Here is a 16040-nt window from a genome sequence, read left to right as displayed (position 1 = left end):
TAGCGAAATTAAACGCTAAGGCTTTTTTATGGTTTGATATTGGTAATTTATGCCTTCACTGAGCCATTATTGGCAAGTGATTTCATCCCAAAACCAATTGGATTGTGTTGGTGTTTCCCATACGCCGGGTGAGTTTTTAGCCACAAAGCGTTTGCCATTATGGGAGACTTTATCGCCCTCACCGACTTGAGTTGAACCGGCAACCCACGGCGTAAACTGTGCAGGATTTGGTTCGGGTTCAGGCGTTGGATCCGGTGTTGGATCTGGTACTGGGGTTGGGTCTGGTGTCGGTTCAGGATCGGGCGTTGGTTCTGGATTTGGCGCAGGCGTAGGATCAACGGCATCCGAAACTAATTCCCAAGGACCACCAGCATTGGGTTTATCCCCTTGTGTCCACCATTTGGCTTTATACACGCTGCCGTCATAACTCACTTCCATTCCACCAGTATACACTTTGCCGCTTTCCCAAGCATCGACGCCATCAACAGGTGGATTAATTGGATCGGGATCGACAGGGGTTAATTCATCGACCACTCGAACGTCCGGCCAACCGGCATGAGAACTATAAAAGTTGGTCACACATTTTTCATAATCCCCCTCGACTAAGGCTGAATATGCGGTTTGGAAGCCTACTAATTCACATTCAAACGAGTAGCCACCAGGGCGATCTGCATAATACTTCCAGTTACCATCCCAGTTGGTGTACAACACATCTGTGGCACCATTTAGATTCAAGCTGCCATAAGGGGTTTGCTGATAGCAAGTATTGGTTTCGTCAGCTTCAATAGGGATTTGAAAATGTTCAGCTAAACCTTCCCAATAACGGATACGGTTAACGGGTTGTCCTTTATCTTTATTTTGCTCGCCACATTCAATGCCACCATTAATAATATTAATCGTGGTACTAAAACCATAGCCAATACCGGCATCAAGTTCTCGTTGCGAAGGTACCCAAGTGCGATCTATCACGTGTAGCATGGCAGGTTTTGGGGCTTGTGGGGTTAAGAAGAACCAAATAGCCGACGCTAAGTTAAGCCATGTATCGGCAACCAAACCTGGGTTGTTCAACAAGACTGTTGCATCACCGTCATACATCACTTCTGAAAACGCACCATAGTTAAAATGGTAAGACAGTTGTTTAGCGCCACGTCCAAAGTAACCTTGTCCAGCCGAACACGGCCAACGTTTATTTTGCCAATCATCTTGACCACAACCTGTAGTGTAGCCAGTTTGACCTTCTGACCACCCCATTTCACGTACATGCACTAGCGCTTGTTGCCATTCTTCTAATGCTAACGGGTTATCCGATGTGTTTTCGGTTGAGATATGACCGCCGGTTTCTTGTGAGAAATGCGCAAACGCCGTTACAATCGATTTTTTACAAATAGCATCGGAATCTCGACCGTCGGTCTACTCTCCACAAAAAGCGGGAAATTTACCAATCGCACGCAGAAAACGAGTGTAAGTATATTCTGGTGCGGCCATTTGCGTTAAGTAATCCCAATCCGATTGCGGGAATACTCGCTCAACACGCTTAACGTTATCAGGATTACTCGCCAGTCCTGGTTCAATCGCCTCGACGATGCTATTGGATCGGGTTTGTAATGCTTTAGCCCAAGTGTCATACATAGGATCGGATGTTTTTGCCTGTTCAGCAGCATCAATATCCGCTCGTGCAACGACATAACCAGCCGTGTTCTCCGGATCTGGCTGAATATTCATATCGGCTAAAGAAGAAGTAGAAAAAAGTGAACCATCTAATAAAGCCAAATAAGTGGGTTTGATTTTTTTGTGATGTGGTCTAGATAGAGAAAGCATAGATTCATTCCTTATGTTATCTATTCATCTCTAGAGTAGTGGCAATTATTCGCGGCTAATAGTGTTAAGTTGTTGTTTACATGTTATTTGCGAGCAACCTCAGATCATCAATGAATGGTTAGTCTGCATCGAGAATTAAATGTGCAATCTGATAAATATTGACAATTATTAACGTCTTATTAACCGAGATAAAATAAAACAAAATGTAACTGACCAATGCAACAATACAATATCTGTCTCAAAAATTGAGCTTAAGCACCTTGCCTAGTAGTTTGTTTTATTTAGAAAATTTAAAATGAAATCACTAAACGTTTATAAAGATAGGTCCGTAGTAAAATGAAATTAACCACCAAACGCATTACGTTAATCTTTAATGTTGCCACGATAAAGCACGATGCTTTTATCCAGTATTTGCTATCAAGTAAGAGCTACGATAAAGAGACGGGTTTTTTCAAAGTGACCTGTGAAATACCAAGCGAACCTCAAGAACTCTATGCAGGATTAGACGATAAGCTTACGTTATTACTGCCAAAAGCTCTCCATCAACATTGTTTTGCGATCGTCAATAGCAAAGAAGCCCGACACACAACCAACCACGACGTTCTTTATTCGTCGCAAGATTTTACATTTAGCGATAATCTCATTGCTATTTTACAATCCATTCCCGAGGCGATGGATGAATCTATGTTGCTTGAATATCTTAATGTGGATGTCCGAACCCCTCATTACCAAGCGCTTTTTTGGGCTTCTGCTTTGAGTGCTTTACCAAATGAATCCAAAGGTCGATATGCTATTGATCTATTTGGTTTACCCCTATTTACTCAAGCTAAAGCGGCGGCAAGGTTCAATGCTAAATCATGGTTGAACGCGGCTTGTGCTGAATTATCACTTCGTAAAGAAAGCCACCTTTGCTACTCAGTTTCACGAGAAGTGGGGGAAGAAAGACAATACCTTTCCTTTGATATCGACCATGAAAATAAACTGACCAATTTAAAATGGCTCGCAGATATCGAATCCGCGCATTTATTTGCCCGAGTTCCCTACTCTCAAGTTCAAGAAATTACGTCAGCCTACGATGATGAAAAACAAATAAATCGAGTCCTACGTGAATATTGTGACTCCCCTAAACAATTGGATGCCCTCGAGAATATGTTGCCATTCTTGCAATCGATGGATACCAGTATCAGCTTAGAATGGGTCACTCTGCAAAATTAATAATTTCAAGGTTTTTAATAGGCCAAGAAGTTGAATTTAGTAAACATAAGCTGTTACAAGTTATTCTTTAGCCTCTGGCTGTAATACTAGTAAACTGTTTATACTCAGTCGATAGCAATAGAACAAAGGTTGACGCTTGAAAAAGTGAACTAACGACCTCATCTATGGACTAACAAAGATATAAGCCCTGCATCGTTAGATAACTAAACGAATTGAGCTTAACAAAAGTGTTATTACTAAGGAAAACTATGAACAGTCCACTAACATCACGCACAGCGATTAACGAAAGCGTATTACAAAGCAATAAAGTATTACGCAATACTTACTTCTTATTATCGATGACATTACTTTGGTCAGCGGTTGTTGCTGGCTTTTCAATGGCGTTAGACTTACCTCGTCCGGGTATTATTATCATGCTGGTTGGTTTCTATGGTTTACTGTTCTTAACCGAGAAGAATCGCGAAACCAGTCTAGGTTTGGTTTTTGCGTTCTTATTTACCGGTTTCTTAGGTTATACCTTAGGTCCAATTTTGAATATGTACGTCGCACAAGGTATGGGCGATATCATCGTCACATCTTTAGGCGGAACCGCTCTCGCTTTCCTTGCTGCATCGGCTTATGCATTAACCACTAAACGCGATCTTTCGGTATTAAACGGCGTAATGATGGCTGGCTTTATTGTGATTGTGGTGGGTATGGTGGCCAGTTTCTTCATCCATATCCCAATGTTCCACCTTGCATTAAGTGGTATGTTTATTTTGTTCTCAACCGGTGCAATTTTGTTAACCACACAAAATATTATCCGTGGTGGTGAAACTAACTACATTTCAGCCACTATTACATTGTATGTTTCAATTTATAACATCTTCATTAGCTTACTAAGCATCTTAGGTGTCACTAGCCGAGATTAATCTGTTCGCGTTGATAACGTTAATCAAGCAGTATCAAGAAGCCCGCCAATAATATTGGCGGGCTTCTTTTTATTTTTATATGGCTAGGGGCTGTTGATCTTTCGTGATTAAATTTTGTTCGAGATAAAAGCCTTTTAATCTAGGCAAGTCGATTGAAGCCTAGTATTCTAAGTAAATGAGACCTAACGAAGAGTAAAAGGCTTTTAGCCGAACCCTTCGGGCTGCGTTTGTTGGTCTTTTCTACTTCGTCATCGGCTTTTCGTGTAGCCAGCTACACCACAAAGCCTCTTCCTTGTATAAAAACCCAACAATTCGCAGCAAAAACAACCACGAAAGATCAACAGCCCCTAAGGTATTTTTCTGGCGATAGCTTGGCGCAAGCGACAAATTCAGATATTCTGCATCACGTCTATCGTCTCAACATTTTCTAGGTGCTTCATGTATCAACTTAACAATCAAAACATTGCCGCCGATGCGCAAGGCTATTTACTTGACCATACACAATGGACGCCAGAACTGGTGCCAATTTTAGCTCAATCGGAAAATATCGAACTCAGCGAAGCTCATTGGGAAGTGATTTTGTTTGTGCGCGATTTCTATCTTGAATTTAATACTTCTCCGGCGGTACGCATGCTGGTAAAAGCAATGGCAAAAGCCCACGGCCCAGAAAAAGGCAGCAGCAAATATTTATTTAAGTTGTTTAAAAAGGGCCCAGCGAAACAAGCCACTAAGCTCGCAGGCCTACCTAAACCGGCTAAATGTTTATAAAGCCATTCCTTAGATCCTCAGCCACTAGAGAATACTAAAATCTCGGGTGACTTGCTTGTCGGTTGGCTGCTCAACTAACTTGGCGACAAACGCGCTGCGAGGCCCTTTTTTAAGCCAAGCAACAAATTCATCTACCTTATTGGCATCACCGCATACTAAGACTTCTACATCGCCATTGTTTAAGTTTTTGGCGTACCCTGTTAATCCCAACGATAAACCTTGGTGCGCGGTTTGATAACGAAACCCGACCCCTTGAACTGAACCCGATACAAAAAATAATCGATTACAAAATGCCATATATGCTCCTTTGACTATAATTATGCTGCTATTGCTATTTTTTAAAGTCATTGTTACCACTTTATCATTAAAATATTAGCAATAATTACGGTTAAATTTGCTTTCCTTGGCACATTAACTGAAAATACTCCCTTTCCTTTCTATTTAGGCAATTCAATCATTATGACTCCAGCTATTTACCTTGTTAAAGGCCGCGAAAAAGCCCTTCTTCGTCGCCATCCTTGGATCTTCTCACGTGGCATTCAAAAAGTGGAAGGCAAGCCCGAACTTGGCGATACTGTGGATGTATTCTCGAACAATGGTCAATGGTTAGCAAAGGCGGCCTTTTCTCCACAATCTCAAATTCGCGCCCGAGTTTGGTCTTTTGAAAAAGAAGACATTGATACCGAGTTTTTTGTTAAACGTCTACAAGATGCGCAAGCAATGCGTGAGCCAATTATTGCTCGTGGTGGCTTAACCGGTTACCGTTTAATCGCCGGCGAATCTGACGGCTTACCTGGTATTACTATTGACCGCTACCAAGACTTTTTAGTTTGTCAGTTATTAAGCGCTGGCGCTGAAGCCAAACGTGAATTGTTGATTGATGCTATTAAGCAAGTCTTTCCAACTTGCAGTATTTATGAGCGTTCTGATGTTTCTGTACGTAAGAAAGAAGGTCTAAAAGAACGTCAAGGTATTATCCACGGTGAGATGCCGCCAAGTTCACTGGTGATTGAAGAAAACGGCGTGAAGATCCAAGTTGATATTGTCAAAGGTCATAAAACCGGTTTCTATCTTGATCAACGAGACAGCCGTCAACAAGCGATGAAATACGTTGAAGGTAAATCAGTATTAAACTGTTTCTCATACACTGGCGGTTTTGGTTTATACGCATTAAAAGGCAATGCGGCACATGTGGTTAATGCCGATGTTTCTCAACCGGCACTGGATAACGCCAAAGCAAATGCCGAACTCAATGGTTTTGATGTTTCTAAAGCTGAGTTTTTAAATGCGGATGTGTTTAAGTTATTACGCGAATATCGCGAAAACGGCACAAAATTTGATGTAGTGATCATGGATCCGCCTAAATTTGCCGAATCAAAAGCTCAGTTAAATGGTGCATGTCGCGGCTACAAAGACATCAATATGCTGGCGATGCAAATCTTAAACCCTGGTGGCACTTTATTAACCTATTCATGCTCAGGCTTAATGGAAACCAACTTATTCCAAAAAATCATCGCCGATGCCGCACTTGATGCAGGTCGTCGAGTTCAGTTTATTGAACGTTTTGCCCAAGCGGCCGATCATCCGGTCGATAGCGCCTATCCTGAAGGTTTTTACTTGAAAGGTTTTGCTTGTCAGGTTAATTAAGCCCGACCAGATAACCTATTTATTCAAATTGCCACTTGCTTAGAATGAAAGAAAATAAGTACGTGGCTATAAACCAATATCTACATTCATTAGAGAGTGAACCATGTCAAAACTAACGAACGATATCGAAGCAAATCTAGCCTTATTTGTACAAGAGACTCAAGACACTAAATTGGTTTGGGGCCTAAGAAATGAAGATGGTTGGCTAGCGTGTGATTCAACCGAATTTGAAGAAAGCGAAGTGATGCCATTTTGGTCAACTAAAGAAGATGCTCAAGCTCATAATGTGGAAGAATGGTCAGATTTTGAAGTACTAGAGATCCCACTGGATATTTTTGTTGAAGACTGGTTGATCACCCTTGCAGAAGATGGTGTTTTGATTGGCACCAACTGGAACGCTCAATTAGAAGGCAAAGAACTTGAGCCTTCTGAATTGGCAAAGCAATACCTATAAACTCATATAGCTCAATAATATGAAGTAATATTGCTGTTTTTTTATCTCAGCGGTTGATTCAATAAACCCCGTGACTGTGCTTGCCACTGTACGGGGTTTATTTTTTATATCGAGAAACCAATAAGTTTCCCCAGCTTAACACTAGTCTGGTTTACTGGTTTCCAGACCTCTCGCTTTACGAGCATCTTCAATACTACCTTCATTGAATACCTTGTTATACCCAGCTTTATTTAGCACAGACTTGGCTATTCCAGCCCGATTCCCACTGCGGCAATACAAGTGGATTTCTGTTTCAGGGTCTGGGTATAACTTACTGACCTTGTCGAGTATTTGGGTGTGAGGAATAAATACATCACCTTGTATATGGTCAACCTTATACTCAGCAGGCGAGCGCACATCAATCCAGACGCTCTCAGCTTGTGCCAAGAGAGGAAACAACAAGACGAGAGAAACCAAACTCCCTTTCAACATGTTTTTTATATTCATAACTCTATCCTTAAGTTAATAGTTCATCATTTTTTTGGAGATCGAGGCAATAGCCTGCAAATTTCTGCTTGGAGATTACCTATTTTGCATTGCGGCCAATTGCGCCATGACAGTGTTTTTATTAGCTAAATATTCATCTAGCCCTAATTTGCGTAAATCGCACGCTGGGCAGTCGCCACAACCATCACCAATAATACCGTTATAACAGGTTAGCGTTTGTGTTCTCACCAAATCGAGCGCATCGTTTTGATCGGCTAAAGCCCATGTTTGCGCCTTATTTAACCACATTAATGGGGTTTTTATCTCAAATTGTCGGTCCATACCGAGAACCAAAGATTGATTAATCGATTTAACAAACTCATCACGACAATCAGGGTATCCTGAAAAATCGGTTTCGCACACCCCAGTGATCACCGCCTTGGCCCCAACTTGGTAAGCATAGATGCCTGCCAGGGTTAAAAATAGAATATTTCGACCAGGTACAAAAGAATTGGGTAAACCGTTATCTTGTAGTTCATGTGATACTTCAATATCATCACGAGTTAACGAGCTGATCGCCAGTTCATTGAGTAAACCCACATCCATCACTTTGTGCGCATCAACGCCTAATTTTATCGCCAGTTGCTGCGCCACTTCTATTTCTAACTTATGGCGTTGGCCATAATCAAAGGTGATGGCATGAACTTCATCGTACTGTTTCAATGCTTGGATCAGACAAGTAGTCGAGTCTTGACCACCACTAAAAACCACAACTGCTTTATTCATAATTTACATCCCATTAGAATTATTTAATAGCGATAAGCGTTTTGATGGGCTTGAACTCGCCCAAGAGTCATCGCATTAAGGGTTAAGATCAATACCATTAAGTAATGAATAAGGTAAGTGAGCACCCCACTGTATGAGAAGATATCCGCCAGTTTATGGTATCCAAACATTACTAATATAGCCACAATCCAAGTCAGTAGCAGTTGTCGCTTAATGGTACCCACTTTTCCTAAATGCCATCGTCGTGGTTTAATCGTTAAAATTACAGCAAAGGCCAATGTCATTGCCGCTAATTCGCCAATTAATAATGAATGGCTATAAAAAGCAAATCCGTTTAGCAGTATCGTTAATATCCACCACAAAGCAGGGCTCGCCATAGTATTTAGCGCGTGTAAGTTTTTTTGCTGCTCGATGCGAAGATAATGCCAAGCAATAAGCAAACCTAGGGCATAACCAAAAAACACATCCGACCAAAAATGCGTCCCTAGCCAAACACTAGCAAAACCTTGAGCCAATATCAGCAGTACCAATAAAGGTAAGTTTTTATGGTATTCAAACTCTTCATATTGCTCGACCAAGCCATTAAATATATAGCTAAGCCAAACCACACTCAAAGTGGCGCTTAAACTTGGTGTGCCAAAGCCGGCTTTTTCCGACATTTGCAGATCAGGTAAATAAGCATCTGGTCGAGGCAACTTCAATCCGATTTGAGTAAAAAATACCAAGACAGCGGCAATCACAACAATTAAACACAAATGAGTAGTAAACTTTGAGCCAAACAAATAGTTAAATAACGGCAGCATAAAGAGAATAAAGAAGAAACCTGACATGGTATCAAGCATCGTCATTACCCATGAAAATGCCTGACTGAATGGGTTATCTAAATCTCGAACACTGCTTTGCACCATTTGGATAAAAGGTAATTCTATTTGATGCAATGCGGGCGCGGCCGTAATTGCGTCATTGATATATTGGACCGGTTGATTATCAACATCATGGCCAGAAACCTGCTGTTTCCATTGGGCAGGAAAACGATATTGATTGGCCGACATATAATTCGGTGAGGCTAAATAAACACGGCGAGATTCAGAGCCAAAGCTCGGCGCAAACCAAGCCGGTAAACTATGGAATCCTTCTTTATTTTGAAAACGAAAAGCGACAATCGCGGAATCGGCGCTACACTCAAAAATATAGGCGGTATCGGTTTGGGTCAGCAGTTTCTTCACATGCACCACCAAACCACTTTCTTCCCAAGTTTCTCGCTCAGCTGCCGCCGCGGGTGTTTCTCCTGCTTCAATCGTTCCCCCTGGCAGAGAGTAGCGATTGGTGAGCATTTCTTGTACAAACACCACTTGCTCGTCGGCTTTAATAAAGCACAACGCCCCTTTTAATTGAGGCGTGTTTGGATTTACTGTTTGTGCACTGCTCTGAATTGAGAAAATTAAGGTGAACATAGCGAGCATCGCAATGATGGCTTGATTCAATTTACGTTTCCATGTGAATGACATCAGATTGGGTACCATGCTTATTTAATCAATGATTTTCGGAGATAATGGATGTGAGACTCAAATTCCATTTTGTTATAAAAGGCTTTACCCGCTTGGTTAAAATCCCAAACTTCGACAAACAATTGCACCACGCCATAAGCAAATAACGTCGATTCTATACGTTCAAATAGCGCAACCGAGACCCCTGTATTTCTATGCTCTGGCAGTATAAAAAATTCATCTATACTCCCCATTGGTAATGGCTTACAGATTGAAGAGATTAGCTCGCAAAAGTGGCCAGTAATAAAACCAAGGATTTTTTGATCCTTTTCTGCCACGAAGACCAAACATTCTGGGTGCTCGATATAACGCGCGATGCTTTTTTCTTGTTCGACGTCTTGCGCGGTTTTAAACAATTCAGGTTGAGCCTGATGATGATGGTCATGCAATTGGTACATTAACTCATTTAAACACTCAAGATCTTGATTGGTTGCAGATCGGATTGTCACTGGCATCTTGTTGATAACCTATTATTATTTTTAACACAAAAAACAGTGACTTATTTTACTGTAAACTGCCTTGCTTGTATTTAACAATTCCATGATTTGTCAAAATAATTTCAAATTTATCCCTAGATGTTATCAAATTTTAGTTAATCATTATTAATACTTGTTCAAATTCGATCTATTCATTTACACTAAATTTCAAACTCATCAATAAGAGTCACTCATGCTCGATTATGCCCTGCTTTCTGCCTTTATTCCGACCTTCTTTTTTGTCTCAATCACACCAGGGATGTGTATGACTTTAGCCCTGACCCTTGGAATGAGTATAGGGGTTAAACGTACTTTATGGATGATGGCGGGTGAATTAGTCGGTGTGGCTCTAGTGGCGACTTCAGCGGTGATCGGGGTGTCTGCCATTATGCTCAATTATCCAGGTTTATTTCTGGTTTTGAAATGGATTGGTGGTGCTTATCTGATGTGGATAGGCATTAACATGTGGCGAAATAAAGGGAAAATGTCGCTCAATTTAGAGAATATCGACCAACCAACCCAACGCTTACAATTGATGAGCCAAGGTTTTATTACCGCCATAGCAAACCCAAAAGGATGGGCATTTATGATCTCGCTATTGCCACCTTTTATCAATGTCGATAAATCGGTCCCTCATCAAATGATGGTGTTGATAAGCATCATTTTATGCACTGAGTTTGTGTCTATGCTGGCGTATGCCACCGGTGGCAAAAGTTTGCGACTATTTTTGAGTAAAGGAAACAATGTCCGTTTTCTTAATCGTATCGCGGGTTCTTTAATGATTGGGGTGGGGATATGGCTGGCGATGATTGATTAACCTGCCATTTGACTAAATAACAATACATTATCGCTCATTTATTGCTCACTTTGAGAGCTTATAACCAAATATGATATTTAATGCCTTATTCTGCTTTGTGCACCAGTTCAAAGATTGGTACTTTGTTATTAACTTGTTTAACAATAACAATCTGACCTGCGTGCAGGTTATCAATAAAGGATAATATATTATGTCGCTTGCTGTTATCGCCAATCTCGCGGTATTTGTGTGCATTCTCTTTTTCTTGTTCCAACAACAAAGAAAAGCCAGCACCTTATCTCGTCAAGTTTTATTCGGTTTAGTCTTTGGTAGCGCCTTTGGTCTTCTTATTCACCTCTTTTATGGTGAAGGCAACCCTATCATCAAAGACACGCTTGAATGGGTGAACGTGGTAGGTAGTGGTTATGTTGGCCTATTAAAAATGGTGATCATGCCATTAGTATTAGTGTCTATGATTGCTGCAGTGGTAAAACTTGAAAGTTCAGGTTCGCTAGGAAAAATTAGTGGTTTAACTATTGGTATTCTTCTTTTCACCACTATGATCGCGGCATTAATTGGTATTGCGGTTACTCAAATATTTGGCCTTTCTGTCGCTGGACTTTCTGAAGGTGTACGTGAAACGGCGCGCATGAGTGTGCTTGAATCCCGCATGGGCAGTGTGGCCGATCTCACGATTCCACAAATGCTGGTCAGCTTTATTCCAACTAATCCATTTGCTGATTTAACCGGTGCACGTTCAACCTCCATTATTGCGGTAGTCATATTTGGTATTTTAGTGGGTGTCGCTGCTCGTCGTGTGATGATTGAGAAAAAAGAACTCGAATCGCCAATTCGCACTTTCATTGAAGCGGCGCAATCTATTGTTATGCGTCTAGTGAAAATGATTATTGCTTTAACGCCTTACGGTATTGCCGCATTAATGACCAAAGTGGTGGCAACCTCAAGCCTAGGGGATATTTTAAGTCTGCTTGGGTTTATCGTGGCGTCTTATGTGGCTATTTTCTTAATGTTTATCGTGCATGGCTTGCTTGTCTCGCTGGTCGGGGTTAGCCCAAAAGAATACTTTAAACGTATTTGGCCAGTACTGACCTTTGCCTTTACTTCACGCAGTTCTGCGGCAACGATCCCGCTGAATGTTGAAGCGCAAATCGCGAAGCTTAATGTTCCGCCTGCGATTGCCAATTTATCCGCAACCTTCGGTGCCACTATTGGTCAAAATGGTTGTGCGGGTATCTACCCTGCAATGCTTGCTGTTATGGTGGCGCCAAGTGTTGGTATTAACCCAATGGACATCAACTTCATTCTTTCGCTAGTGGCTATCATTGCCATCAGTTCATTTGGTATTGCCGGTGTTGGTGGCGGCGCAACGTTTGCCGCGCTTATTGTATTACCTGCAATGGGTCTACCTGTCGCTATCGTGGCACTGTTAATTTCAATTGAACCTTTAATTGATATGGCGCGTACTGCTCTTAATGTGAGTGGCGCAATGACCGCCGGTACCATCACCTCGCGCTTATTAGGTGATAAAAAGGCCATCAATAAAGAGTTTAAAGCGATCTCAACCCAAGCGGCTGAGTAAGATTTAGCAAGCGAAAAGGGCTTAAGCGAAGGCGTCGAGCGATATACGCTTAACCACATAAAACACAAAAACCCGTAATGCATATTCTGAAAAACAGAATTCATTACGGGTTTTTTATATCTATGATTTAGCTACAATCGTTATAAGATCGCTAACGCCACTTTGGCAAGGTTATAGGCATCCACATAACCAGAATGTTGACGCCCTTCCCACTCAATATTCAAACTTTCTTGTGCAGCGCGATGACCAATTCGTTTGTCTTTTAAGCGCGATTTCAAGCGATAGATGGTGGCTAAATTAACAAATTCTTTAAACGGAAAATCTAAGCCTTTTTGCTCACATTCTGCGCGTAAAATCTCGTCATCACGACCCCATGAAGCATAGATTTTTCGTGGTCCGCCAAAGTTTTTCACTAGCGAATGTAAAACATCTTCTAATGGACGGCCTTGTTTTTGAACTTTTCTTGGTGTGATGCCAGTAAGCTCATAGCAAAAACCTGAAATTTCATCATGCTCTGGTTTTACAAAAAACTGTGCCCGTTTCACAATAACACCTTGGCTAAGATCGATCTCCGCTAAGCCAATTTCTATAATCTCACCGGTACTTTTTGTGCTACGTTGATTGGCGATATCATCTTTACTCCAGCAGCACATTTCTAAATCAAAGCATACGACTCGGTTATAATTCATTGCATTGGACTCAATTTCAAAAAAAAGGATTCTAACAAAATTCTGCTTATTATTAGTAAAAAGTTTTCTTCACATCGCTACTTCGGCGACATTTTCACCGTTACTTTGTTCAGCTTTCGCCTAAGCTTATAAAAATGCATTGTTTTAGTCGATTAAATAAGCAATAACATCGCAATGTATAACGCGACAAACCCACTTATGATAAAATAATGCCAACTTTATGACTGACTCTTATCTTTTAATCGGCCTTGATTTTTACCGTTAAGCCCAAAGATAAGCAATTGAATACTTTCTTATAGAGACATCATCATGACTTTTGATTTATCCGCAATGCCAACCACCTTTGATCTTCTCCATGTTATTTTAGCCGCCACCACCGTGCTATTTTTATTGCTGTCTTTGCGCAGTAAAACGGTTGAAAAAATCGTTGAGAAACCCGTCGAAAAGATTGTTGAGGTTGAAAAGCCAGTCGAGAAAATCGTTGAAGTCGAAAAAGTCGTCGAAGTGGAAAAAATCGTTGAGAAAATTGTCGAGGTTGAATCTAAACTCAAAACTTCGCCAACCGATTCTGCATTGCAATTGATGTCACTTTTCCAACAAGAAGCCCGTTTGATCGATTTCTTATCGGAAGACTTAACGGGCTTTAGTGATGAAGAAGTGGGCGCGGCGGCTCGCGTTATTCATATTGGCGGTCAAAAAGTGCTGGCTGATCATTTCTCTCTTTCTCAAATTCGCAGCGAAGATGAAGAAACGCGTATTACCGTGGCCGAAGGCTTTAACGCCCAACAGATTCGTTTGATCGGCAATGTATCGGGCCAAGCACCTTTTAGCGGCACGCTTATTCATCGTGGTTGGAAAGCCGATTCGATTACCCTGCCTAAATTATCTGAAAACTACGACGCTTCGGTATTAGCGCCAGCAGAGGTTGAGCTTTAATGGATATCAATACCCACTCTCATTTATCGTCATCGGACCAAAATAACGTGGCTCAATTTTTTGTTGGGATCGATTTAGGCACCACCAATTGTGTTTTATCTTATAGCCCAATGAATGATGATGCGGCGCAAGTGAATGTCTTCCCTATCGCGCAATTAATCGCGCAAGGGCAAGTACAAGACTTAAATCAATTACCATCATTTTTATATCAAGCGCATGAAACGGAATTGTCTGCTGGCAGCACTACGCTACCTTGGACTGAGCAGCCGAGTGCGTTAGTCGGTGCGATTGCTCGCCAAATGGGCAATAAAACGCCAATGCGATTGGTTGCCAGTGCCAAGAGTTGGTTATGCCACGGTGGTGTTGATCGCCGTGAAGCATTCTTACCGCAATCAGGTCAAACCGATGCGGACGACATTGCTAAAGTCTCGCCTTTAAAAGCGACCGAATTGTATTTGTCGCATTTAATTTCGGCTTGGGATCATCAACATGCCACTGCGCCTTTGCGTGATCAGCATGTCACCATCACCATTCCTGCCTCTTTTGACCCCGCGGCAAAAGAGCTTACTGCTGAAGCGGCTCGTAATGCTGGTTTGCAACATGTGACACTATTGGAAGAGCCTCAAGCGGCGCTTTATAGCTGGATTGATAGCAATAGTGCCCAATGGCGTGAGCAAGTTGAACTGGGCGACTTAGTATTGGTGGTCGATGTGGGCGGAGGTACTACCGATTTATCTTTGGTGTCCGTAACAGAACAAAACGGCAATTTAGCTTTAGAGCGGATTGCGGTCGGTGAACATATTTTGCTTGGTGGCGATAATATGGATCTGGCGCTCGCTTATCGCCTAAAAATGAATTTAGCCCAACAAGGTAAGCAACTGCAACCTTGGCAAGTACAAGCGATGGCGCATTTATGCCGTGATGCCAAAGAAGCGCTATTATCAGATAACACCTTAACTTCTGTACCTATTGTGGTGCCAAGTCGTGGTTCGAAATTACTAGGCAGCACATTAAAAACCGAATTAACCCAACAAGATGTACAACAAACCTTGGTTGACGGTTTCTTCCCTCAAGTTGCGGTCACGGAACATCCAGTACAATCGACTCGCGCAGCATTAAGTCAATTAGGTTTGCCTTACGCGCAAGATGCGGCCATCACGCGTCATATTGCCGCCTTCTTGACCCGTCAGCATCAAGCGCAGCAAGATCACAATCATCAAGATCAAGCTGCAAGTTTTATCAAACCAACCAAAGTACTATTTAACGGTGGGGTTTTAAAATCAGATTTATTATCCAAGCGCTTATTAAGTACCATCAATGGCTGGTTAACGTCAGATAATAGCGATGGTATTTCGGCCTTAACTGGAGTTGACCTTGATTTAGCGGTCTCTCGCGGCGCTGCCTATTATGGTTTTGTGCGTCACAACATGACCAATAACAATGCCGGTGTGCGTATCCGAGGCGGTATCGCCAACAGTTATTATGTTGGGATTGAAAGTGCGATGCCAGCCATTCCAGGTATGGCACCACCAATGGAAGCGATTTGTGTTGCCCCATTTGGTTTAGAAGAAGGCAGTCACGTTCAAGTTGAAAACCAAGAGTTCGGCTTGATCATAGGTCAGCCAGTGCAATTCCAATTTTATGGTTCTACCACGCGACGCGATGATAGTGTCGGTACCCATCTTGATTTTTGGATGCCGGAAGAGCTAGAAGAGCTGCCTGAAATTCAGGTAACGCTAGACGCTCAACAAGATCGAAATATTGGGGATGTGGTAGTGGTAAAACTTGCCGCAACAGTCACCGAAATAGGTACATTAGAACTTGAAGCGATCGCCAAAGATAACGGTCAGAAATGGCATGTTGAATTTAGCGTACGTCAGTAAATAAAATCCAACAATGGCACTTTAACTCTGCGTAAAGTGCCTTTTTTAT

The 16040-nt window shown here is 41.8% G+C and carries 15 protein-coding genes and 1 pseudogene; 9 read left to right on the top strand and 7 right to left on the bottom strand.

Features of this window, described 5'->3' with window-relative positions; all coding sequences use genetic code 11:
* Positions 1-66: 66 nt before the first annotated feature.
* Positions 67-1818: pseudogene (locus GFB47_RS05520) on the bottom strand (glycoside hydrolase family 19 protein).
* A 336-nt stretch (positions 1819-2154) separates the two neighbouring features.
* Between GFB47_RS05520 and GFB47_RS05515 the strand changes: the two are divergent.
* The 3 genes from GFB47_RS05515 (at position 2155) to GFB47_RS05505 (ending at position 4712) form a co-directional block, all read left to right on the top strand.
* Positions 2155-3033 (top strand): hypothetical protein, encoded by an 879-nt coding sequence (locus GFB47_RS05515; protein WP_153447065.1) that lies wholly within the window; start codon positions 2155-2157, stop codon positions 3031-3033.
* A 248-nt stretch (positions 3034-3281) separates the two neighbouring features.
* On the top strand, positions 3282-3944 hold the full coding sequence (locus tag GFB47_RS05510; protein WP_153447064.1) for a Bax inhibitor-1/YccA family protein: 663 nt from the start codon (positions 3282-3284) through the stop codon (positions 3942-3944).
* A gap of 438 nt (positions 3945-4382) precedes the next feature.
* Positions 4383-4712: a TusE/DsrC/DsvC family sulfur relay protein gene (locus GFB47_RS05505; protein WP_153447063.1), complete on the top strand. Its 330-nt coding sequence runs from the start codon at positions 4383-4385 to the stop codon at positions 4710-4712.
* 24 nt (positions 4713-4736) lie between these two features.
* Here the strand turns inward: GFB47_RS05505 and yccX are convergent, their stop codons facing one another.
* Positions 4737-5009: an acylphosphatase gene (gene yccX / locus GFB47_RS05500; protein ID WP_153447062.1), complete on the bottom strand. Its 273-nt coding sequence runs from the start codon at positions 5007-5009 to the stop codon at positions 4737-4739.
* Positions 5010-5171: 162 nt separating this feature from the next.
* Between yccX and GFB47_RS05495 the strand changes: the two genes are divergently transcribed.
* Together GFB47_RS05495 and GFB47_RS05490 are read left to right on the top strand one after the other, a co-directional pair.
* Positions 5172-6359, top strand: coding sequence for a class I SAM-dependent methyltransferase (locus GFB47_RS05495; RefSeq protein ID WP_153447061.1), 1188 nt, complete (start codon positions 5172-5174; stop codon positions 6357-6359).
* A gap of 103 nt (positions 6360-6462) precedes the next feature.
* The gene (locus GFB47_RS05490) at positions 6463-6813 is read left to right on the top strand and encodes a DUF2750 domain-containing protein (protein WP_153447060.1); all 351 of its coding nucleotides are present in this window, start codon (positions 6463-6465) and stop codon (positions 6811-6813) included.
* Between the two features lie 141 nt (positions 6814-6954).
* On the opposite strand, the gene GFB47_RS05485 is transcribed toward GFB47_RS05490, so the two are convergent.
* The 4 genes from GFB47_RS05485 to GFB47_RS05470 all read right to left on the bottom strand — a co-directional run bounded on the left by GFB47_RS05485 (position 6955) and on the right by GFB47_RS05470 (position 10066).
* Positions 6955-7299, bottom strand: coding sequence for a rhodanese-like domain-containing protein (locus GFB47_RS05485; RefSeq protein ID WP_153447059.1), 345 nt, complete (start codon positions 7297-7299; stop codon positions 6955-6957).
* 75 nt (positions 7300-7374) lie between these two features.
* Positions 7375-8064, bottom strand: coding sequence for a 7-cyano-7-deazaguanine synthase QueC (gene queC, locus GFB47_RS05480; RefSeq protein ID WP_153447058.1), 690 nt, complete (start codon positions 8062-8064; stop codon positions 7375-7377).
* A gap of 23 nt (positions 8065-8087) precedes the next feature.
* Positions 8088-9572, bottom strand: coding sequence for a bifunctional NUDIX hydrolase/phosphatase PAP2 family protein (locus GFB47_RS05475; RefSeq protein ID WP_178306451.1), 1485 nt, complete (start codon positions 9570-9572; stop codon positions 8088-8090).
* Positions 9573-9589: 17 nt separating this feature from the next.
* Positions 9590-10066, bottom strand: a complete 477-nt coding sequence (locus tag GFB47_RS05470; protein WP_153447056.1) for a GNAT family N-acetyltransferase — start codon at positions 10064-10066, stop codon at positions 9590-9592.
* Between the two features lie 214 nt (positions 10067-10280).
* Here GFB47_RS05470 and GFB47_RS05465 point away from each other — a divergent pair, with 214 nt between their 5' ends.
* Both GFB47_RS05465 and GFB47_RS05460 read left to right on the top strand, forming a co-directional pair.
* Positions 10281-10904: a LysE family translocator gene (locus GFB47_RS05465; RefSeq protein ID WP_153447055.1), complete on the top strand. Its 624-nt coding sequence runs from the start codon at positions 10281-10283 to the stop codon at positions 10902-10904.
* A gap of 190 nt (positions 10905-11094) precedes the next feature.
* Entirely contained in the window at positions 11095-12483 is a 1389-nt protein-coding gene (locus GFB47_RS05460; protein WP_153447054.1) for an L-cystine transporter, read from the top strand.
* Between the two features lie 140 nt (positions 12484-12623).
* Here GFB47_RS05460 and GFB47_RS05455 read toward each other — a convergent pair whose 3' ends face one another.
* Complete coding sequence (locus GFB47_RS05455; RefSeq protein ID WP_153447053.1) at positions 12624-13172, bottom strand: 3'-5' exonuclease; 549 nt, start codon at positions 13170-13172, stop codon at positions 12624-12626.
* A gap of 309 nt (positions 13173-13481) precedes the next feature.
* Between GFB47_RS05455 and GFB47_RS05450 the strand changes: the two genes are divergently transcribed.
* Complete coding sequence (locus GFB47_RS05450; RefSeq protein ID WP_153447052.1) at positions 13482-14108, top strand: DUF2760 domain-containing protein; 627 nt, start codon at positions 13482-13484, stop codon at positions 14106-14108.
* Positions 14108-15991, top strand: coding sequence for an Hsp70 family protein (locus tag GFB47_RS05445; protein WP_153447051.1), 1884 nt, complete (start codon positions 14108-14110; stop codon positions 15989-15991). Before GFB47_RS05450 ends, GFB47_RS05445 begins: the two co-directional genes overlap by 1 nt.
* Positions 15992-16040 lie beyond the last annotated feature (49 nt).

This window comes from Vibrio algicola (genome assembly GCF_009601765.2).
GTDB classification, from domain to species: Bacteria; Pseudomonadota; Gammaproteobacteria; order Enterobacterales; family Vibrionaceae; genus Vibrio; species Vibrio algicola.
Note: the sequence above shows the minus strand (reverse complement) of the source record. Positions and strands in the feature narration are given on the sequence as shown.